Annotated in this window: 18 protein-coding genes; 14 read left to right on the top strand and 4 right to left on the bottom strand. The window is 71.4% G+C overall.

What is annotated here, in order from left to right; translation table 11 throughout:
* The first annotated feature begins 71 nt into the window (after positions 1-71).
* From hutU to hutI, 4 genes are all read left to right on the top strand, one after another.
* Positions 72-1,745 carry a urocanate hydratase gene (gene hutU, locus ABZV42_RS00290; RefSeq protein WP_355982311.1) on the top strand — a complete coding sequence of 558 codons (1,674 nt, stop codon included), beginning with the start codon at positions 72-74 and terminating at the stop codon, positions 1,743-1,745.
* Positions 1,742-2,965, top strand: a complete 1,224-nt coding sequence (locus ABZV42_RS00285; protein ID WP_355982313.1) for an allantoate amidohydrolase — start codon at positions 1,742-1,744, stop codon at positions 2,963-2,965. Before hutU ends, ABZV42_RS00285 begins: the two co-directional genes overlap by 4 nt.
* Entirely contained in the window at positions 2,962-4,320 is a 1,359-nt protein-coding gene (locus tag ABZV42_RS00280; RefSeq protein ID WP_355982315.1) for a formimidoylglutamate deiminase, read from the top strand. Before ABZV42_RS00285 ends, ABZV42_RS00280 begins: the two co-directional genes overlap by 4 nt.
* 71 nt (positions 4,321-4,391) lie before the next feature.
* The gene (gene hutI, locus ABZV42_RS00275) at positions 4,392-5,567 is read left to right on the top strand and encodes an imidazolonepropionase (protein ID WP_355982317.1); all 1,176 of its coding nucleotides are present in this window, start codon (positions 4,392-4,394) and stop codon (positions 5,565-5,567) included.
* 36 nt (positions 5,568-5,603) lie between these two features.
* On the opposite strand, the gene ABZV42_RS00270 is transcribed toward hutI, so the two are convergent.
* Together ABZV42_RS00270 and ABZV42_RS00265 are read right to left on the bottom strand one after the other, a co-directional pair.
* Positions 5,604-7,178 (bottom strand): RICIN domain-containing protein, encoded by a 1,575-nt coding sequence (locus tag ABZV42_RS00270; RefSeq protein WP_356050539.1) that lies wholly within the window; start codon positions 7,176-7,178, stop codon positions 5,604-5,606.
* A 183-nt stretch (positions 7,179-7,361) separates the two neighbouring features.
* Positions 7,362-8,270 (bottom strand): RNA polymerase sigma factor SigF, encoded by a 909-nt coding sequence (locus ABZV42_RS00265; protein WP_355989913.1) that lies wholly within the window; start codon positions 8,268-8,270, stop codon positions 7,362-7,364.
* Between the two features lie 249 nt (positions 8,271-8,519).
* On the opposite strand from ABZV42_RS00265, the gene ABZV42_RS00260 reads away from it, so the two are divergent.
* The 6 genes from ABZV42_RS00260 to ABZV42_RS00235 all read left to right on the top strand — a co-directional run bounded on the left by ABZV42_RS00260 (position 8,520) and on the right by ABZV42_RS00235 (position 14,349).
* On the top strand, positions 8,520-8,888 hold the full coding sequence (locus tag ABZV42_RS00260) for an STAS domain-containing protein (RefSeq protein WP_355989910.1): 369 nt from the start codon (positions 8,520-8,522) through the stop codon (positions 8,886-8,888).
* A 274-nt stretch (positions 8,889-9,162) separates the two neighbouring features.
* A complete protein-coding gene (locus ABZV42_RS00255) occupies positions 9,163-9,726 on the top strand; it encodes an ATP-binding protein (protein ID WP_356050538.1) in 564 nt (187 codons plus the stop codon).
* A 414-nt stretch (positions 9,727-10,140) separates the two neighbouring features.
* Positions 10,141-10,893, top strand: coding sequence for an LPXTG cell wall anchor domain-containing protein (locus ABZV42_RS00250; RefSeq protein WP_356050537.1), 753 nt, complete (start codon positions 10,141-10,143; stop codon positions 10,891-10,893).
* Between the two features lie 29 nt (positions 10,894-10,922).
* On the top strand, positions 10,923-11,903 hold the full coding sequence (locus tag ABZV42_RS00245; protein WP_356050536.1) for a hypothetical protein: 981 nt from the start codon (positions 10,923-10,925) through the stop codon (positions 11,901-11,903).
* 5 nt (positions 11,904-11,908) lie between these two features.
* Positions 11,909-13,015, top strand: a complete 1,107-nt coding sequence (locus tag ABZV42_RS00240; RefSeq protein WP_356050697.1) for a hypothetical protein — start codon at positions 11,909-11,911, stop codon at positions 13,013-13,015.
* Positions 13,016-13,077: 62 nt separating this feature from the next.
* Positions 13,078-14,349 (top strand): hypothetical protein, encoded by a 1,272-nt coding sequence (locus ABZV42_RS00235; protein WP_355989915.1) that lies wholly within the window; start codon positions 13,078-13,080, stop codon positions 14,347-14,349.
* A gap of 118 nt (positions 14,350-14,467) precedes the next feature.
* On the opposite strand, the gene ABZV42_RS00230 is transcribed toward ABZV42_RS00235, so the two are convergent.
* Positions 14,468-15,967 (bottom strand): oligopeptide:H+ symporter, encoded by a 1,500-nt coding sequence (locus ABZV42_RS00230; protein ID WP_355989900.1) that lies wholly within the window; start codon positions 15,965-15,967, stop codon positions 14,468-14,470.
* A gap of 524 nt (positions 15,968-16,491) precedes the next feature.
* Here ABZV42_RS00230 and ABZV42_RS00225 point away from each other — a divergent pair.
* Positions 16,492-17,169, top strand: coding sequence for a response regulator transcription factor (locus ABZV42_RS00225; RefSeq protein WP_235457590.1), 678 nt, complete (start codon positions 16,492-16,494; stop codon positions 17,167-17,169).
* Positions 17,170-17,476: 307 nt separating this feature from the next.
* Positions 17,477-18,760, top strand: a complete 1,284-nt coding sequence (locus ABZV42_RS00220) for an ATP-binding protein (protein ID WP_355989898.1) — start codon at positions 17,477-17,479, stop codon at positions 18,758-18,760.
* 153 nt (positions 18,761-18,913) lie between these two features.
* On the opposite strand, the gene ABZV42_RS00215 is transcribed toward ABZV42_RS00220, so the two are convergent.
* Positions 18,914-19,459, bottom strand: a complete 546-nt coding sequence (locus ABZV42_RS00215; RefSeq protein WP_355989896.1) for a GtrA family protein — start codon at positions 19,457-19,459, stop codon at positions 18,914-18,916.
* Positions 19,460-19,668: 209 nt separating this feature from the next.
* On the opposite strand from ABZV42_RS00215, the gene ABZV42_RS00210 reads away from it, so the two are divergent.
* Positions 19,669-20,829 carry a 5-(carboxyamino)imidazole ribonucleotide synthase gene (locus tag ABZV42_RS00210; RefSeq protein WP_355989894.1) on the top strand — a complete coding sequence of 387 codons (1,161 nt, stop codon included), beginning with the start codon at positions 19,669-19,671 and terminating at the stop codon, positions 20,827-20,829.
* Positions 20,826-21,350, top strand: coding sequence for a 5-(carboxyamino)imidazole ribonucleotide mutase (gene purE / locus ABZV42_RS00205; RefSeq protein WP_266759502.1), 525 nt, complete (start codon positions 20,826-20,828; stop codon positions 21,348-21,350). Before ABZV42_RS00210 ends, purE begins: the two co-directional genes overlap by 4 nt.
* Positions 21,351-21,354: the final 4 nt, after the last annotated feature.

Genomic DNA, 21,354 nt, shown 5'->3' with positions numbered 1-21,354 from the left:
CCTATTGACTAGCTCTATTCAACAAGTCAGGATGTGAATATCTATAGCAACAGTCCGCTAGGAGGCAGACCATGTCAGGACCCCGCCCCGTCCGAGCGCCGCGCGGTACGGAACTGAGCACCCTGGGATGGCAGCAGGAAGCCGCCCTGCGGATGCTCCAGAACAACCTCGACCCCGAGGTCGCCGAGCACCCCGACAAGCTCGTCGTCTACGGCGGCACCGGCAAGGCCGCCCGTGACTGGCGCTCCTACGACGCCATGGTCCGCACCCTGCGCACCCTCAAGCAGGACGAGACCATGCTGGTCCAGTCCGGCCGCCCCGTCGGCGTCATGCAGACCCACGAGTGGGCCCCGCGCGTCCTGATCGCCAACTCCAACCTGGTCGGCGACTGGGCCAACTGGGAGGAGTTCCGGCGCCTGGAGCAGCTGGGTCTGACCATGTACGGCCAGATGACCGCCGGTTCCTGGATCTACATCGGCACCCAGGGCATCCTCCAGGGCACCTACGAGACCTTCTCCGCCGTCGCCGCGAAGAAGTTCAACGGCACCCTCGCCGGCACCATCACGCTGACCGCCGGACTCGGCGGCATGGGCGGCGCCCAGCCGCTCGCCGTGACGATGAACGACGGCGTCGCGATCTGCATCGACGTGGACCCGCGCGCCATCGAGCGCCGCATCGAGCACCGCTACCTGGACGTGAAGGCCGACAACCTGCGCCACGCCCTGGAGCTCGCGGTGGAGGCCCGTGACGCCCGCAGGCCGCTCTCCATCGGCCTGCTCGGCAACGCGGCCGAGCTCCTCCCGCAGATGCTCGCGGAAGGCGCCCCCATCGACATCGTGACCGACCAGACCTCGGCCCACGACCCGCTCGCCTACCTCCCCGTCGGCATCGACTTCGACGACATGGCCGACGCGGCCGCCAAGGACCCGGCGGGCTTCACCACCCGCGCCCGTGAGTCCATGGCCACACACGTCGAGGCCATGGTCGGCTTCATGGACGCGGGCGCCGAGGTCTTCGACTACGGCAACTCCATCCGCGGTGAGGCCCAGCTCGCCGGGTACGACCGCGCCTTCGCCTTCCCCGGCTTCGTCCCCGCCTACATCCGCCCCCTCTTCTCCGAGGGCAAGGGCCCCTTCCGCTGGGCGGCCCTGTCCGGCGAGGCCTCCGACATCCACAAGACGGACAAGGCGATCCTCGACCTGTTCCCGGAGAACGAGTCCCTGCACCGCTGGATCAAGCTGGCCCGCGAGCGCGTCCACTTCCAGGGCCTGCCCGCCCGCATCTGCTGGCTCGGCTACGGCGAGCGCGACAAGGCCGGTGAGCGCTTCAACGACATGGTGGCCTCCGGCGAACTCGCCGCCCCCCTCGCCATCGGCCGCGACCACCTCGACTGCGGCTCCGTCGCCTCCCCGTACCGCGAGACCGAGGCCATGCTCGACGGCTCCGACGCGATCGCCGACTGGCCGCTGCTGAACGCCATGGTCAACGTCGCCTCCGGCGCCTCCTGGGTCTCCATCCACCACGGCGGCGGTGTCGGCATGGGCCGCTCCATCCACGCGGGCCAGGTCTCCGTCGCCGACGGCACCAAGCTCGCCGGCGAGAAGATCCGCCGCGTCCTGACGAACGACCCCGGCATGGGCGTCATCCGTCACGTCGACGCCGGCTACGACATCGCCGAGTCCGTCGCGGACGAGCGCGGTGTGCGCATCCCGATGCGCGAAGGTCACGAGGGCGGCACCGCGTGACGTTCCACAGCATGTGGGCGGAGCTGCTGCCGATCGGCCGCAGTTCCGCCTCCGGCGGCTACCGCCGGTTCGCCTGGACCGGGGCCGACACCGAGTGCCGGGCCTGGTTCCGGCAGCAGGCCGAGTCCCGCGGGCTCACCTACGAGCTCGACCGCAACGGCAACCAGTGGGCCTGGCTCGGCGACCCCGCCGCGGGAGACGCCGTGGTCACCGGGTCGCACCTGGACTCCGTCCCGGACGGCGGCGCCTTCGACGGCCCCCTCGGCGTCGTCTCCTCCTTCGCCGCGCTCGACGAACTCCGCGTCCGCGGCGTGCAGTTCACCAAGCCGCTCGCCATCGTCAACTTCGGCGACGAGGAGGGCGCCCGGTTCGGGCTCGCCTGCGTCGGCTCCCGGCTGGCCGCCGGACAGCTCACCGTCGAGCAGGCGCACCGGCTCACCGACGCCGACGGCATCACCCTGCCGCAGGCCATGGAGCGCGCCGGGTACGACGCCGGCGCCATCGGACCCGACCCCGAGCGGCTCGGCCGGATCGGCGCCTTCGTCGAACTGCACGTCGAGCAGGGCCGCGCCCTCGACATCGGCGGCGACCAGGTCGGCATCGCCAGCGCCATCTGGCCGCACGGCCGCTGGCGCTTCGACTTCCGCGGCGAGGCCAACCACGCCGGCACGACCCGGCTCGTGGACCGCCACGACCCGATGCTGCCCTACGCCGAGACCGTCCTCGCCGCCCGCCGCGAGGCCCGGCTCGCGGGCGCCGTCGCCACCTTCGGCAAGATCGCCGTCGAGCCCAACGGGGTGAACGCCATCCCCTCCCTCGTACGCGGCTGGCTCGACTCCCGCGCCGCCGACCAGGCGACCCTCGACACGGTCGTCACCGGCGTCGAGAAGGCGGCCCGCGAGTACGCCGAGGCACAGGGCGTCGAACTCGACGTGATCCGTGAGTCGTTCACCCCCGTCGTCGAGTTCGAGCACGCCCTGCGCGACGAACTCGCCCGCATCCTGGGCAAGGATCGGGAAGCCGTCCTCAACGTCCCCGTTCTCGGAACCGGGGCCGGACACGACGCCGGAATCCTCTCCGGAACCGTCCCGACCGCCATGCTGTTCGTACGCAACCCCACGGGCATCTCGCACTCCCCGGCCGAGTACGCCGCCGAGGACGACTGCGTGGCCGGGGTGACCGCACTCGCCGACGTACTCGAAGGGCTGGCCTCCAGGTGACGCAGACGTACTGGCTGGAACACGCCTGGCTCGACACCAACGTCGAGCCGGGCGTCGCCGTGACCGTGTCCGCCGGCGGCTCCGGGGCCGATGCCGACGGCCGTGTCACCGACGTCCGCACCGGCGTCGCCACCCCGCCCCCGGGCGCCGAGATCCTGCGCGGACTCACCCTCCCCGGCCTCGCCAACGCCCACTCGCACGCCTTCCACCGCGCCCTGCGCGGCACCGTCCAGGTCGGCTCCGGCACCTTCTGGACCTGGCGCGAGATCATGTACTCCTTCGCGGACCGGCTGACCCCGGAGACCTACCACGCGCTGGCCCGCGCGGTGTACGCGGAGATGGCGCTCGCCGGAGTCACCGCCGTCGGCGAGTTCCACTACGTGCACCACGCCCACGACGGCACCCCGTACACCGACCCCAACGCCATGGGCGAGGCGCTCATCGCCGCCGCCGCGGACGCCGGGATCCGCATCACCCTGCTCGACACGGCCTACCTCTCCGCCGGCTTCGGGCAGCCGCCCAACCCCCACCAGCGGCGCTTCTCCGACGGCACCGCCGACGCCTGGGCGGAACGCTCTTCACTTCTCAAGGACCGGGATCACGCACGGATCGGCGCGGCGATCCACTCCGTACGGGCCGTGCCCGCCGGACAACTCGCCACCGTGGCCCGCTGGGCCGAGGAGCGGCGCGCCCCGCTCCACGTCCACCTGTCCGAGCAGACGGCGGAGAACGAGGCATGCCTGGCCGCGCACGGCCGCACGCCCACCCGGCTGCTCGCCGACCACGGCGTCCTCGGACCACGCACCACCGGCGTCCACAACACGCACCTCACCGACGAGGACATCTCCCTGCTCGGCGGCTCGGGCACCGGCACCTGCATGTGCCCGACCACCGAACGCGACCTCGCCGACGGCATCGGCCCCGCCGTCGCCCTCCAGGGCGCGGGCTCACCCCTCTCGCTCGGCTCCGACAGCCACGCCGTCATCGACCTCCTCGAAGAGGCCCGCGCGATGGAGCTGAACGAACGGCTGCGCACCCGCACCCGCGGTCACTGGACGGCCGCCGCCCTGCTGCGCGCCGCCTCCGCCGACGGCCACGCGGCCCTCGGCTGGGACGACGCGGGCAGCATCGAGACGGGCGCGCTCGCCGACTTCACGACGATCGCCCTCGACTCGGTCAGAACAGCGGGACCGCTGCCACGCCTCGGCGCCGAGACAGCCGTATTCGCGGCCACGGCCGCCGACGTCCGGCACACGGTCGTGGCGGGCCGGCACGTCGTGCGCGACGGCGCGCACACCCTCGTCCCCGATGTGCCGGCAGCGCTCGCGGACGCCGTCCAGGCGCTGCGCTCCTGACTCTTGGGCGGGCGGGAGCACCCGCGCGCCCGACGCCCCCCGCCAGCTGTCCCGCCACCCCTGAGGACGCCATGAGCAGCACGACCGTCATCACCAACATCGCCAGTCTGGTCACCAACGATCCCTCCCAAGGTGACGGATCCCCGCTCGGTCTGATCCAGGACGCGGCCGTCGTCATCGAAGGCGACCGCGTCGCGTGGACCGGTGAATCAAGCAAAGCACCCGCCACTGACAACCGGGTCGACGCCGGCGGCCGCGCGGTGATCCCGGGCTTCGTCGACTCCCACTCGCACCTGGTCTTCGCCGGTGACCGCACCCAGGAGTTCAACGCCCGTATGTCCGGCCGCGCGTACAGCGCGGGCGGCATCCGCACCACCGTCGCCGCCACCCGCGCCGCCTCCGACGAGGAACTGGAGCGCAACCTCACCCGCTACCTGCGCGAGGCACTCCGCCAGGGCACCACGACCTTCGAGACCAAGTCGGGCTACGGCCTGACCGTCCAGGACGAGGCCCGCGCGCTGCGCATCGCCGCCTCGCACACCGACGAGGTCACCTACCTCGGCGCGCACATCGTCTCCCCCGACTACGCCGACGACCCGGCCGGCTATGTCGCCCTGGTGACCGGCGAGATGCTCGACGCCTGTGCCCCGTACGCCCGTTGGGTGGACGTCTTCTGCGAGAAGGGCGCCTTCGACGGCGACCAGGCGCGGGCGATCCTGACGGCAGGCAAGGCCAAGGGCCTGCACCCGCGCGTGCACGCCAACCAGCTCTCGTACGGCCCCGGAGTCCAGCTCGCCGTCGAGCTGGACGCGGCGAGCGCCGACCACTGCACCCACCTGACGGACGCGGACGTCGACGCCCTCGCGAGCGGCGACACCGTGGCGACCCTGCTGCCCGGCGCCGAGTTCTCCACCCGCGCCGAGTGGCCGAACGCCCGCAGGCTCATCGACGCCGGTGTCACCGTGGCCCTGTCCACCGACTGCAACCCCGGTTCGTCCTTCACGTCGTCCGTGCCCTTCTGCGTCGCGCTCGCGGTGCGGGACATGCGGATGACCCCGGACGAGGCCGTGTGGTCGGCGACGGCGGGAGGCGCGCGGGCACTGCGCCGGGACGACGTCGGCCGGATCGCGCCGGGTGCCTACGCCGATCTGGCCCTGCTGGACGCCCCCAGCCACGTCCACCTCGCCTACCGCCCCGGCGTTCCGCTGGTCACCGGCGTCTGGCGGCGCGGCGTCCGCGAGATCTGAGAACCCTGCGGGCCGGAGCCCGCCAGGTGGTTCCCGTCAGGCGGTGCCCACGCGCCAGCGCTGGCCCGTGCCCCCGTTCAGCGGCACCAGGGACAGCCCGGCGTCGCCGTCCGGTGTCACGGCCGTCTCGATGGCCACGGCCGGGCGGATCACGCCGTCCCCGTCGACGCTGAACCGGAGGTTGTCGCCGTGGTCGCCGTCGAGCGAGGAGCACTCCCAGATGCCCACGCCCTTGTCGACGGAGCCCCGGCTGTCCAGACAGAAACCGTCGTCGGCCGCCGACCGGAGGGAACCGCTGCCGGTGTCGACGCGCCAGCGCTGGGTGGCGGAGGAGGTACAGGGCGCCGTGACGACATCGGTGCCCTTCTCCAGGTCGCCGTCGCGGATGTCCAGACACAGACCCGAGGCGACGTTCACCACCTGGGCGTAGGCGGTGCCCGGCGGGCGGAGTGCGACGGTCGGGGACGGCTTCGGGCTCGGTGACCGCGGCGGCGCCGACGTGCGGGTGGGGGAGGGTGACGCCGAGGTCGCCGAGGGCGAGGCCGAGGGGGCGGAGGCCGACGGGGTGACCGGGACCGTGGCCGTGACGGTCACTGCGGGCGGCCCCGACGGCGTGCCGACCGAACCCGCCGCGCCCGTGGACGGGGTCCCGCCCGAGGACAGCAGAAGGAACAGGACCGGCGCCAGAACCACGCCGAGCGCCGCGGCCGAGGTCAGGACGACCCGGCGGGACGGCGGCCAGGGCGGCACCGGCGCCCGCGGGCGGGCGGGGGGCCCGGGCGGGACGGGCGCCGCCCTCGGTACGTCGTTCGTGACGTAGGCCGTGCCCGCCCAGGGCAGCAGGCCCTCGGCCAGGGCGGAGCGCGGATGGTCGCGCAGGGCGGTCAGTTCCTCGTAGGCGGCCGAGCAGTGCGCGCAGCGCGCCATATGGGTGTTGAGGTCGGTGCTCGAGCGGGGATTGTCGGGCCGCACCGACTCCTCGATCAGCCGGCGGAAGTCCCCGCAGCGCGGATCGTCCGAGGCGGCCAGCCGGTACTTCAGGCAGGCCTGGCCGAGGGACTGGAGCGCCTGGGCGGTGCCGTAGGTGACGTCCTCGGTGGTGAGGCCGAGGAGCACCGCCGTCCGTTCCACGGGCTCGCGCTCCACGACCGCGTACCAGATGAGGCCCTGGGCGCGGGACGGGAGCGACTGGAAGGCGGGGAGCAGGGACGGGACGGGACCGTCGGGGCCGGTCGTGCCGAGGACGAGGAGCAGCGCGGGGTCGAGGCCCGCGGCCCGCTGGTCCCGGGCCCATGAGGCGGCCAACCGTCCGGTCAGCAGCAGGAGTCGGTGCCGCCAGGGGACGTTGGGGTCGATGCCGCGTGCCGTCTCGCGGGCCGCGAGGGTGAAGGTCTGCGCGGCGAGCTGCCCGGCCCCGGACTCGCCGGTGGTGCACAGCCGGGCGTAGGAGAGGACCGAGGGGCGATGGCGCGCGCGGAGTTCCTGGAGAGCCGTGTACGCGGTGGAGGTCCCGGCGCGCAGCAGCTCGGTCAGCCGTACGTCGGACGCCCCCGCGGGCTGTCCGTCCCCCTCGGCCGAGGTGTCTCTGTCGGCCGGGTCGCCCTGCGCCATGTTCGTCCGCCTCCCCGCACCCGGTGCGTGCTCGTCCCGTCCTGACGTACCGGCCAGTTTGGGGTGCCCATGGTGACGGGATCGGCCTTTTGGGGCAAGAGTTGTCGAAGAAGAGACGGAGCGGTCCGGCGCCGTCGGCGCCGGACCGCTCCGATGTGCGGCCTCGCGGGCCGCGAAGTCCTGTCACTCCTCGACGGTCAGGCCTTTCCGGAGTCGCACGAGGGTGCGCGACAGCAGCCGGGAGACATGCATCTGGGAGATGCCGAGTTCGTCGCCGATCTCGGACTGGGTCATGTTCGCCACGAACCGCAGCGAGAGGATCTGCCGGTCGCGCTGCGGGAGTTCCGCGATGAGCGGCTTGAGGGACTCCACGTACTCGATGCCCTCGAGTCCGTTGTCCTCGTAGCCGATGCGGTCCGCGAGCGCGCCCTCGGAGTCGTCCTCCTCGGGCTGGGCGTCCAGCGAACTGGCCGTGTAGGCGTTCGATGCGGCCATGCCCTCGACGACCTCGTCGCGGCTGATGCCGAGCCGTTCCGCGAGCTCGTTCACGGTCGGCGCGCGGTCGAGGCGCTGGGCCAGTTCGTCGCCGGCCTTGGCCAGGTCGAGCCGGAGTTCCTGGAGCCTGCGGGGCACCCGCACCGACCAGGAGGTGTCACGGAAGAAGCGCTTGATCTCGCCGATGATCGTCGGCATCGCGAAGGTGGGGAACTCGACGCCGCGGCTCAGTTCGAAGCGGTCGATCGCCTTGATCAGGCCGATGGTGCCGACCTGGATGATGTCCTCCATCGGCTCGCTGCGGGAGCGGAAGCGGGAGGCGGCGAACTTCACGAGCGCGAGGTTGAGTTCGACGAGCGTGTTGCGGACGTACGCGTAGTCGTGCGTGCCCTCTTCGAGGGACACCAGCCGCGCGAAGAGCGTCTTGGACAGAGCCCGTGCGTCCACCGGCCCCACCTCGGCGTACGGGGGGATCTCGGGAAGTCCGGCGAGTCCGTCGGTTCCGTCGGTTCCGGTTACGTCGACGTGCTCCGGGGTACCCGGAGAAGGTGCCGACGTCGCCGTCAGGGTCTGCGATGCGTCGAGCCGGGGTGACATGTGTCCTCCATCGTTCTCGGCATATGGCCGCCGAAGCCAATACGTGCAGTGCGGTGTGCGGCGCCTCCAAAGCCGGCCGGGTCGGATAGGTGTCTCTACTAGCCCTATCCGGTTTCCCGAACTCACCGCAAGTGTCATCTGTGGTGAAATGTCCATTTTCATGGGGTTGTTCGGGTGTCGGGTGCCGTAGAGAAGGCGTAGTGTTCGAGTGCGTACGTCAATAGTCGCGACACTCGGGAGAGAGACGGCATGGACCGCGGGACGGTCGGCAGCGCACAGTCTGGCCGGCTTCTTGTCGAAGTGCGGGAAGAGGGCGCGAGCGCCGTCGTGACCCCCGCGGGTGAGCTCGATCACCACACGGCCGATTTGTTGCGTGAGCCACTCGAAGGGTGCCTCGAAAAGGGGTACGCGCGACTGGTCATCGACTGCTCCCGGCTGGAGTTCTGTGACTCCACCGGGCTCAACGTGCTGCTCGGCGCCCGGCTGAAGGCCGAGGCCGCGGGCGGCGGGGTGCATCTGGCCGCGATGCAGCCGGTGGTGGCGCGAGTCTTTGAGATCACCGGGGCGGAGGCCGTCTTCACCGTTCACGACACACTCGAAGCGGCCCTGTCCGGCTGAGCCGGGGCCGACGGCCGCGTCGCCGTCCGAGTCCCGGCTGTCCCTGTGTGACCGGCGCGTTACCCGCGTCACAGGTTCCGTGCCGAATAAGTGGGTGTTCGCGCGGTTCCGTCGGGCAGGAGACATTCTGGATGGGCCGGTGGTCCAGGAGCCGGCGGCCGGAGCGGCGGAAGTTGTTGATCCACAGACGGTGAAAGCCGTTGATCCATCCGTACTGAGTACTGCGTACTGAGTCTTGAATCGTGAACCGGTGAATCGGTGAGGTGAAGCGCTGATGAGCACCACCCGGCCTTGCTCGCCGGGCGACCGCGGCCCGGAGCCGGGCGACGGCGGCGCTTCCGCGGTGTCCGCGCGGAGCGCGACGCCCGTCGTCGGCGCCTCTCCGGCGGGCGCGACGCCCGTCGACAGCGTCTCCTCGGCCCCCGTCGGCCGCCAGGCACGCGCCCTGAACCTCGAAGGTGAGAGCGGAGTCGTTCCGCTCGCCCGCGACTTCGCCCGGCAGGCGCTGTACGCCTGGGGCTGGCTGCCCGCGGCGAGCGCCGACCGGCGGGCGGCCGCCGAGGACGTCCTGCTGGTCGTCTCCGAGCTGGTCACCAACGCCTGTCTGCACGCCGAGGGCCCGGACGAACTCCGGATCTCCTGCGACAACAAGGTGCTGCGCATCGAGGTCTCCGACCGGGGATCAGGCCAGCCGGCCCCGCGCACCCCGCACCGCGCCGGCCGTCCCGGCGGCCACGGCATGTTCATCGTGCAGCGGCTCTGCCTGGACTGGGGGGTCGTACGGATGCCCGGAGTCGCGGGCAAGACCGTATGGGCGGAACTGGGCGCACCCGCGTAGCTTCACCTGTCCGGCGTACCCGGGTCGGCCGGGCTTTCCTCGGCCGGCCCATCTGCCTGTCCTGGGCAGGCCACGCGACTCGGTTCAGGCTCACCTGCTTGCCCTGGGCGGGCCATGCGACTCGGTTCAGGCCCGCATGCGCGCTCTTGGCCGGTCACGCGATCCGGGTCAGGTTCACCGGTTCGCCCTTGGACGGTCACGCGAACCGCCCGCTCTCCGGGCAGCCCTTCGAACTGCCCCTCGGCCGGCGGCCTTTGGTTACCGGCGGTTCGAACCCTCCTTCGTGCGTCACGTGATGCGCGCCGGATCCCCACGGATCCGGCGCGCACTTTGTCTTCCCTCCACAAGTCCCCGGGCGTACCTTGACGGCCGATCTGATGTTCCGTCAGGAAATCGGCGAGGACGCCGTCAGGAATGAGGGGCAGGCCCGTGTCGTACCGGACGTACCAGAAACGAACCGCCGCGCTCGCGTTCGCCGCGGCCCTGGCCGGCTCGGCGGTGCTGATGGCCGCCCCCGCGGCCCAGGCCGACGTGGTGGACGTCAACTACCAGTGCAAGACGCCGATCGGCGACAAGAGCGCCGTCTCTCCCATCGACATCAAGGGCGTCAAGAGCGGCAGCTCCTACAAGCTCACCATGTCCTGGCAGAAGGGCGTGTCCTCCAGCCCGGTCGAACTGGGCAAGGGTGCGATGACACCGAGCGCCGTCATCAAGGTGGGCGGCGCGGACAGCGGCACGGTGGCGGTCAGCGGTGCTGCCAACGCGGCCGCCATTCCCGCCAACACCCCGATAAAAATCAATGACTTGAGCGGGACCTACACGCCGAAGAAGTCCGGCAAGGTCACCTTCACCGCGGGCGTCCTCACCATCAAGGCACTCGGCACCACGACCACGTGCTCGCCCTCGAACAGTCCGGGTCCCTCGCTGACCCTCGACGTCACGGCGGCGGGCGGTTCGGGCTCGTCGACCTCGGGTTCGTCCGGTTCCTCGGGTTCCTCGGGTTCCTCGGGTTCCAGCGGGTCCCAGAGCGGCTCCGGCGGTTCCCTCCCGCAGACCGGCCCCGAGGACTCCGTGGTCGCCCTCGGCACCCTCGGCGGAACGGTCCTGCTGGCCGGGGCGGCGGGTGTGCTGTGGCTGACGCGCAGGCATCAGGCGGTACGCCGCTGACCGCCCGCCCCACGACCTGGAGCCGCCGCATGCCGTACGCACTCCCCGCTGCCCGCGTGCTGGGCCTGACCCTGTTGCTGCTGAGCGCGGCACCGACGGCCCTGGCCGCCGAGGGCTGGTCCGTCGTGCCGGCCGCGGGCGAAGCGGCCGACGGGCGGCCCTCCGTCTACGCGGAGGGCGCGCCCGGTACGGTCCTCCAGGACGCGGTGTCCGTGCTCAACCCGGGCCCGCGGCCCCTCACACTCCGGCTGCGCGGCGCCGACGCGGACAACACCGCCGACGGCGCCTTCACCGTCCGCGAACGTCCGGCGGACGAGGGCGCCTGGATCGCCTTCGCCGGGCACGCCGACGGCCGCCGGACCGCCGTGCGGGAGCTGTCCCTGCGAGTGCCGGCGCACACCCGCGCCGACGTGCCGTTCACCATCGGCGTCCCGGCCGGTGCGGCGCCCGGCGACCATCCCGGCGCGATCGTCGCGAGCGGCGAGGGACGGGTCTCGGCGGTCCGGGTCCAGCTCCGGGTGCCGGGACCGGCGCTGTCGGCGCTGACCGTCGAGCACGTCAGGGTGGGCGGCGGGCGGATCTCGTACGAGCTGGTCAACCGCGGCACCACGGTCCTCGCCCCTCGACTCGCCGTGCATGTCGGCGGGGCCTTCGGCACCCTGCTCGACCGGGGCCCGCGCGCCCTGCGCGTCGAGCTTCTGCCGGGCCGCCGCGTCACGCTCCACGAGGCGTGGACCGACCCGCCGGCGCTCGACGCGGCGGACGTGCGGCTGACGGTGACGGCGGCGGGCGGTGTGCGCTCGACGGCGACCGCGGCGGTCCGGTTCGTGCCGTGGGGGGCGGTGGCCGGGGCGGGAGGCGCCCTGGCGGCGCTGGGCGCCCTGTTCGCCGTACGGCGGCGGAGGCCGGCCGGGGTGCGTCGGCCATGGCGTCGCGGGCGCCGGGTGCGGGACGACGGGGCCAATGAACAGCCCCGCACGGAGGTCGAGTTGACGGGAGCGGTGTCGTGAGCGTCCTGGGCGGCAAGATACGGGCGGCGGCGCTGGGGGCGGTGCTGGCACTCGTCCTGGTCCCGTCGGCGGTGACGGCGTCGGCGTTCGGGGCGTCCGCCGCCGGGAAGCCGAGCGTCACCCTGTCCAAGTCCGAGGCGGGAACGGGTGGTTCGGTCACCGTGACCGGCGGCGGCTGGCGGCCCGGGACGCTGCTGATGATGCTGATCTGCGGGCAGTCCGTACCCTCGCGCGGGGTGATCGGCGGCACCAACTCCTGTGCCAACGCCGACGGACGGGCCGTCACCACCGACGCCAAGGGCGGCTTCAGCAGGAAGCTGCCGGTGGTCGAGCCGCCCAAGCCCTGTCCCTGCGTGGTGCACGTCGCCACCGTCACCGGCGAGAAGGCCGAGGCCGACGCCGTCTTCATGGTGGCAGGTCACGCGGTCGCGCCGCTGCCGAAGGAGGAGAGCGGCGGCCGGGTCGCGGTGCTGACCGACCCCCGGCTCGACGGATCGAGCGGTCTGCTGACCTGGTTCGGCTCGCCCCCTTCGCGCACCCTCGTCCTCACCGTCGGCAACGTCGGCACCGCCCCCGTGAAGGACCCCCTCTTCCAGGTCGGCACCGCCCACGGGGTGTTCGCCCCGCAGTGGGAGGAGCAGCAGTGGCGCGGCACCATCGCGCCCGGCCACAAGGCGCAGATCAGAATCCCGGTCGAGCTGTCGGCCGGGGCGCACGGCGACTACACGATCTCGCTGAAGTACGGCGGGAAGGTGCTCGCCGAGCAGCCGTGGGGCGTGGGCCGCCCCTGGGGCGTCACCGTCTTCTGGATCCTGCTCTGCGTGGTCGTCCCGGCCGCGGTGTTCCGGGCCGGCATGGCCGTGGTGGACCGGGCGCGCCCCCGCAGGGCGGCCGGGCGGGCCGGCCGCCACCGGGGCCTGCGGCCGGGCGAGCTCACCCTGCGCATGCCCTGGGCGAACGCCCCCCGGACACCGGCGGACGCCTCGGCCTCCCCGGGCCGGGCCCTGCCCTGGTTCACCGCGGACAACGATCCGGGGACCGGGGCGAACATCCAGCTCTCCGCACCGCAAGAGAACGGTCCGACGACGCAGACGAGAAAGGGGCATACGTGAGCAGCCAACGGAGAGTGCCGCAGGCCCGCGGCCGCAGGGCGGGCGCGGCCGGGGTCGCGCTGATGCTCGGCGGTGCGGGCATCCTGCTGGGGGTGGCCGCCGTCCCGGCGCAGGCCGCCGAGGTGTCGTACAAGACGGAATGCATTCCGCCCTCGATCTCCGGGCTGCCGCCCGTGGAGGGCGTTACGAAGGTGGAGATCACGGCTCCCGCCGAGGCGAAGGTGGGCGACGAGGTCACCATCACCTGGAAGTTCGCCCAGGCCGCCTCGAAGAACCCCGACGTCCTCGACCTCGACAAGGACACCGTCAAGCCCACCGGCACCCTGAAGGCGGGCGGCGCGCAGACGGCCGACATCGCGATGGAGGGGCCGCGCACGAATCCCGCGATCCCCAAGAACAGTGACATGAAGCTGTCCGACATGACGGGCAAGCTGAAACTGACAGCGGCGGGCGATGTCACGCTCACCCCGGACGCGTACGACATCAATGTCAGCAAGCCGATCTCCACCGACACCAAGTGCACGCCCAAGGAGGCGGTGAACCCCTCGGCGACCATCAAGGTGACCGCCGGTGGCGGGACGGGCGGCACGCCGACTCCGACACCCACGCCGACTCCGACGCCGAGTCCGACGTCGCCGAGCGGATCGGCCACCCCGTCGCCGAGTGGCAGCGGGACCGACGGGGGCGGTGACACCGCCGGTTCCGGCAGCGGGCAGACCGACTTCACGGGCAAGGAGGTCTCCGTCCCCTACGCCTGCAAGACGCCCATCGGGGACAAGAACGCCACCTCTCCCGTGCAGATCAACGCCAAGAAGAACGGCGGCAGTTACGACCTCACCGTGCAGTTCAAGAAGTCGGTGATGGACAGCCCGGCCGACATTCCCGCCGACTCGGTCAAGCCGTCGATGGAGGTGGTTCTCGGCGGCGCGGACAAGGGCACCGTGCATGTCGCGGGTCCGGCCAACTCCGCGCCGATCAAGACCGGCGACCCGATCGAGGTCCCCGACCTGACGGGCACCTACAAGCCGGGCGCGACCGGTTCGTCGACCCTGTCCCCCGGTGTGCTGACGGTGATGGCCCTGGGCACGACGACGACCTGCACCCCCACCAGGTCGGGGGTCTCCCTGACCCTGGACACCTCGGAGCAGGCGAGCGGCGCCTCGGGCGGCGGATCCTCCGGCTCCGGATCGGCGGGCACCTCGTCCAGTGGGGGCCTGGCGGAGACCGGCTCCGACAGCCACAGCGCGCTGGAGGCGCTCGGACTGGTGGCGGGCACGGTCATCCTGCTGGGCGGCGCGGTCTTCACCTTCCTGCCGGGCCGCCGGACCCGGTGACCGGCACGCGCTGATCCCCCGCCGCGGATCCCGGTCAGGTCCCGGCCGCCCGGGGAAACGGCGAGGGGCCGCCGCACCGAACGGTGCGGCGGCCCCTCGCTCTGCTCCGGAACCGACGTCAGTGGACGTCGCCCATGAGCGCCTTGACCTTCTTGCGGTACATCCACACCGCGACACCGGCGATCACGGCGAGCGTGGCCTCCAGGGCGACGATGCCCGTCTTGTTGAGGTCGACGTTGGCGATGGAGAGCAGACCGGTCGTGGCGTCACCGGCGGTGACGGCCAGGAACCAGACACCCATCATCTGGGAGGCGTACCTCGCCGGAGCCATCTTCGTCGTGACGGAGAGGCCGACCGGGGAGAGCAGCAGCTCACCGACGGTCTGCACGAAGTAGATCGCCACCAGCCACATCGCGGCCGCCTTGTGACCGCCCTCGGCGATCGTCAGCGGGGCCAGGAAGAGGAAGAACGACGCACCGATCAGGATCAGACCGGAGGCGAACTTCGTCGCCGTGCTCGGCTCCTTGCCGCGCTTGTTCAGCCACAGCCAGGCCCAGGCGAAGACCGGGGCCAGCGCCATGATCATGACCGGGTTGACCGACTGGTACCAGGAGACCGGGAACTCCCAGCCGAAGATCGTGTTCTTCGCCGACTCGTCAGCGAAGATCGACATGGTCGATCCGCCCTGGTCGTAGATCATCCAGAACACGGCCGCGGCCACGAAGAACCAGATGTACGCGGACATCTTCGACTGGTCGGCACGGTCCAGGGACTTGTCCCGCTTGATGCGCCCGATGACCAAGACCGGGATGATCAGACCGGCGATCGTGATCGGGACCAGCAGCCAGTTCAGCGTGTAGTGGCCCGAGAAGCCGACGATCGAGTAGAAGACGACGGCGACAGCGGCCCACAGCGCGGACTTGCGCAGCGTGGAGGACTTCTCCTCGGCCGTCAGAGGCGTGGGGACCTCGTGCGAGCGGGCGCTGAGGTGACGGCCGCCGAGCAGGTACTGGATGAGACCCAGCGCCATGCCGAGCGCGGCCAGGGCGAAGCCCAGGTGCCAGTTCACGTTCTCGCCGACGGTGCCGATGATCAGCGGAGCGGCGAAGGCGCCGAGGTTGATGCCGACGTAGAACAGCGTGAAGCCACCGTCACGGCGCGCGTCGTCCGGGCCGTTGTACAGGTGGCCCACCATCGTGGAGATGTTGGCCTTCAGCAGACCGGAACCGATCGCCACGAGGCCGAGGCCCGCGTAGAAGGTGCCGGAGGAGGGCAGAGCCAGCGTGAGGTGGCCCAGCATGATGATCACGCCCGCGACGGCGACCGTCTTGCGGGGGCCGAGGACACGGTCGGCGAACCAGCCGCCCGGCAGGGCGAGCAGGTACACCAGGGAGAGGTACACCGAGTAGATCGCGGTCGCGGTGGCCGCGCTGAGGTGCAGGCCGCCCGGTGCGACCAGGTACAGCGGGAGCAGTGCCTTCATCCCGTAGTAGGAGAAGCGCTCCCACATCTCGGTCATGAAGAGAGTGGCCAGTCCGCGGGGGTGGCCGAAGAAGGTCTTCTCGGAGGATCCGGAGATTCCCGGAGTCGCCGAGTCCTTCGTCAGGCTGGACGCCATGGTCGATCCTTGCTGGTCGGGACGCGCTGTTGGGGGGTCCCCGCGCTCAGGTGGAAACGAGAGCTCGGGGGAATTGCGCGCCCATGGGGGGCGGCCGGCACCGGCGGGGTCCGGCGTCCTTCCCCACGCCCATGGGGAGTCCGCCCCGGACTACCGGAGCGGCGGACGGCGACCACCGGGATCCACGCCCGTCACGCGTCAGCGTGTCCGGGCCCGGCCACAGGTCTTTCCTTCAAAGCTGGCTGACACCAGCTCGCACACAGAAGGGACCTTCAGCATCGAGTTCGCGCCAAAGGTCCCGAGGTGGTGCATCAGGCGTTCGGTCACCATACGACATCACAATGCCCAATATGGAAGGACTTGAGATATGGATCACAGGCGATCGTGGAACCGCGACGATCATTCGAAGGTGTTGTCCAGGATCTCATCCCGAACACGCAGGTAAGAAACACCCGGACGGCGGGTGTGAATCCCGGAGGCGGATCACTGCCCGGGCGTGCTCCACGGCGGACTACCATCACCCCATGACCCGTGTACTGCTCGCCGAGGACGACGCGTCCATCTCGGAGCCGCTGGCCCGTGCCCTGCGCCGGGAGGGTTACGAGGTCGAAGTCCGCGAGGACGGACCCACCGCGCTCGACGCCGGAATGCAGGGCGGCGTCGATCTGGTCGTCCTGGACCTCGGACTGCCCGGCATGGACGGCCTGGAAGTCGCCCGCCGGCTTCGCGCCGAGGGCCACACCGTGCCCATCCTCATCCTCACCGCGCGCGCCGACGAGGTGGACACCGTCGTCGGCCTCGACGCAGGCGCCGACGACTACGTCACCAAGCCGTTCCGGCTCGCGGAACTCCTCGCCCGGGTACGGGCGCTGCTGCGGCGCGGCGCCGCCGAGCCCCAGCAGCCGCCCGCCACCCACGGCGTACGCATCGACGTCGAGTCGCACCGCGCCTGGATGGGCGAGGAGGAACTCCAGCTCACGGCGAAGGAGTTCGACCTCCTGCGGGTCCTGGTCCGGGACGCGGGCCGTGTCGTCACCCGCGACCAGCTCATGCGCGAGGTCTGGGACACCACGTGGTGGTCCTCCACCAAGACCCTCGACATGCACATCTCCTGGCTCCGCAAGAAGCTCGGCGACGACGCCGCGAACCCTCGCTACATCGCGACGGTACGAGGCGTCGGCTTCCGCTTCGAGAAGAGCTGAGGCTTCGCCTTTTCTCTCCGAGGAGAGCCGGGGAGTCGGCTTCTTCTTCGACGAGAGCTGAGGTCGCTGCTTCCGCTTCGAGGCGAGCCGGGACCCGCCGGAGCGCACGTCCCGGGAACTCCAGGCCTTTCGGCGGCCGAGGTCCCGGGACGCCGGACGTCCTGGAACACCCGACGTCCCGGAACATCTGAGGCTCGGCCGGTCCGGGAGGTGGGGGAAACCCGCGCCGCCGGGCCGGAGCCCCGCTCGGGCCGGAGCGGGGAGCGTGCACACTGGTCCCGGTACAGCCATCTGCCCGGAGGGCCCCGTGCGTCGCCGTCTGATCCAGTCCACCCTCGCCGTCGTCCTCGTGGTGATCGCCGTCTTCGGCGTCTCCCTCGTCATCGTCGAGACCCGCACGATCAGCAACAGCGCCCAGGAGCGCGTGGACTCCGAGGCGCTGCGCCTGGCCAGCGTCGTGGACAGCCGCATCCTCGGCGACGAGAACATCACCCCCGAGACGTTCAAGAACCAGGTCACCGACCGGCGCTACGCCGTGATCAGGATTCCGGGCCGCGATCCCATCGAGGTCGGCAACCAGCCCACCGGCGACGTCATCCAGTACACGGCCAAGGGCGAGTCGGGCGAGACCGTCACCGTCCAGGAGCCCCGTTCCTCGGTGACCAAGGAGGTCGGCCGCACCCTCCTGGTCATCGGCGCCGTCGCCCTGCTCGCGATCATCGCCGCCGTCCTTCTCGCCGTACGCCAGGCCAACCGCCTCGCCTCCCCGCTCACCGACCTCGCCGAGACGGCGGAACGGCTCGGTTCGGGCGACCCCCGCCCACGCCACAAGCGCTACGGCGTCCCCGAGCTCGACCGGGTCGCCGACGTGCTGGACGGCAGCGCCGAGCGCATCGGCCGGATGCTTACCGCCGAACGCCGGCTCGCCGCCGACGCCTCCCACCAGCTGCGGACACCGCTGACGGCGCTGTCCATGCGTCTGGAGGAGATCACCCTCACCGACGACCCCGACACGGTGAAGGAGGAGGCGACGATCGCGCTGACGCAGGTGGAGCGCCTCACGGACGTGGTCGAGCGCCTGCTGACCAACGCCCGCGACCCGCGCACCGGCTCCGCCGTCTCCTTCGACCTCGACGAGGTCATCAAGCAGCAGCTGGAGGAATGGCGCCCCGCCTACCGCAGCGCCGGCCGCGCGATCGTCAGCTCCGGCAAACGCCATCTCCAGGCGGTGGGCACCCCGGGCGCGGTCGCCCAGGTCCTCGCGGCACTGATCGAGAACTCCCTCATGCACGGCGGCGGCACCGTCGCGCTGCGCACCCGCGTGACCGGCAACCAGGCCGTCATCGAGGTCACCGACGAGGGCCCCGGCGTCCCCGCCGACCTCGGCGCCCGCATCTTCGAGCGCACCATCAGCGGACGCAACTCCACCGGCATCGGTCTCGCCGTCGCCCGCGACCTCGCGGAGGCCGACGGAGGACGTCTGGAAATGCTCCAGGCCCAGCCGCCGGTCTTCGGCATGTTCCTGTCCCGCACCCCGCACAAGCGCCAGCCCCGGCTCCCGGAGGACGACGAGGGGCGCACGGTCAGGTAGGCGAGCGCACGGTCGGGCAGGGGAGGAGCGCACGGTCCGATCATGCAGGGGAGCGCACGGTCGGACCGGGGCGCGCGAGCCTGGCCGGGACGAGGTCGGACCGGGGCGCGCGGAGCCGGGCAGATGTGGTCGGCCCGCGCCGGACCGGCCCGCTCAGTTCACGCGGGCCCGCGGACGGCGGGTCTCGGACCCGGGCTCCTCGTCCAGGAACGATTCGGCGCTGGCCACCGCCTCCCGGGCCGGAAGCGTCTGGAACACCCAGGTGCGGTAGGACCAGAAGCGGAAGAGCGTCGCCACGCCGATGCCGAGGAACTTGAAGACGTTGCTCTGGAGCGGACTGTCCCAGCCGAAGCCGTACGTCGCCACGTACAGCACACCGTTCTCGATGACCAGGCCCACCGCGCTGAACAGCAGGAACAGCGTCAGCTCCTTGGTGCGCCCGCCCTTGTCACGGTCCCGGTAGGTGAAGTAGCGGAACCCGACGTAGTTGAAGACGATCGACACGACCGTGGCGATGACACTGGCCCGCACGACCTGGAGGCCCGTGAGATGGCGTACGAGGTTGAACACGAGCAGGTTGACGAGCAGCCCCGCACCACCCACCGCGCCGAACTTGGCGACCTCGCGAAAGAGCAGGTCGAAGCGCTGCCGAACCGCGCTGCGGGGCCCTTCTTGAGGCCCCGATGAAGCACTGCCCATGGTGTCGCCAGCCCCTGTCGGTGGGTCTTGTCGTCTGCCGCGCCGGTGAACGCGCGGTGGAATACGCCAACCAGCCCATGCTAACCAGCCCCTCCGCGCGGTGCTTGTGCATGTGCTCACAGGTAAGAAAAGACGCGGTCACCGGCAGGGAAAATCGGGCGTATCACCGCGGAAACCGGCCACTGTGGCGCGGCCGATACTCTTGGAGCGTGACGTTCCCGGTAGTCGGCATGGTCGGCGGGGGTCAGCTCGCTCGTATGACACACGAGGCGGGCATCCCGCTCGGCATCAAGTTCAAGCTCCTCAGTGACACTCCGCAGGAGTCCGCGGCGCAGGTCGTAGGCGAGGTCGTCGTCGGCGACTACCGCGACCTCGACACGCTGCGCGACTTCGCGCGGGGCTGTGACGTGATCACCTTCGATCACGAGCACGTCCCGACCGAGCATCTGCGGGCCCTGGAGGCCGACGGCATCCCCGTCCGGCCCGGCCCCGACGCGCTCGTGCACGCCCAGGACAAGGGCGTGATGCGCGCGAAGCTCGACGAGATCGGTGTGCCGTGCCCTCGGCACCGCATCGTGACCGACGTCGAGGACGTGGCCGCCTTCGCGGCGGAGGGCCTTGCCGAAGGGGCGGAGGGTGACGGCTTCCCGATCATCCTGAAGACCGTCCGCGGCGGCTACGACGGCAAGGGCGTCTGGTTCGTCCGCTCCCTGGATGAGGCCGCCGACCCGTTCCGCGCGGGCGTTCCCGTCCTCGCCGAGGAGAAGGTCGACTTCGCGCGGGAGCTCGCGGCGAACGTCGTCCGCTCCCCGCACGGCCAGGCCGTCGCCTACCCCGTCGTCGAGTCCCAGCAGGTCGGCGGCGTCTGCGACACCGTGATCGCCCCGGCACCCGGCATCGCCGAGGAGCTGGCCCTCGCGGCCCAGGAACTGGCGCTGCGCATCGCCAAGGAACTCGGCGTCGTCGGGCACCTGGCCGTCGAGCTGTTCGAGACCCGTGACGGACGCATCCTCGTCAACGAACTGGCCATGCGCCCGCACAACTCGGGCCACTGGACCCAGGACGGCGCGATCACCTCGCAGTTCGCCAACCACGTCCGCGCGGTCCTCGACCTCCCGCTCGGGGACCCGCGTCCGCGCGCCCGGTGGACGGTCATGGCGAACGTCCTCGGCGGCGACTTCCCCGACATGTACTCCGCGTACCTGCACTGCATGGCCCGCGACCCGCAGTTGAAGATCCACATGTACGGCAAGGACGTGAAGCCCGGTCGTAAGGTCGGCCATGTCAACACCTACGGCGACGACCTGGACGACGTCCTCGATCGCGCCCGGCACGCAGCCGGCTACCTGAGAGGCACGATCACCGAATGAGCCCCGTTGTAGGCATCGTCATGGGTTCGGACTCCGACTGGCCGGTCATGGAGGCCGCGGCCCAGGCGCTGGACGAGTTCGAGATCCCCTACGAGGTGGATGTCGTCTCCGCGCACCGCATGCCGCACGAGATGATCGCGTACGGCGAGCAGGCCGCGGAGCGCGGGCTCAAGGCGATCATCGCGGGCGCCGGCGGCGCGGCCCACCTGCCGGGGATGCTGGCGTCCGTCACCCCGCTGCCCGTCATCGGTGTGCCCGTCCCGCTGAAGTACCTCGACGGCATGGACTCGCTGCTCTCCATCGTGCAGATGCCGGCCGGCGTGCCCGTGGCGACCGTCTCCGTGGGCGGCGCCCGCAACGCCGGTCTGCTGGCCGCCCGGATGCTCGCCGCCCACGACGAGGAACTCCTCGGCCGGATGCGGGAGTTCCAGCAGGAGCTGAACGACCAGGCCACCGAGAAGGGCAAGCGGCTGCGCGCCAAGGTCGAGGGCGCCGGCGGCGGCTTCGGCTTCGGGAAGTGACGCG

Source organism: Streptomyces sp. NPDC005281 (genome assembly GCF_040607495.1).
Lineage (GTDB): Bacteria > Actinomycetota > Actinomycetes > Streptomycetales > Streptomycetaceae > Streptomyces.
The sequence above is the reverse complement of the archived record's forward strand: the minus strand, read 5'-3'. Positions and strand labels throughout refer to the sequence as shown.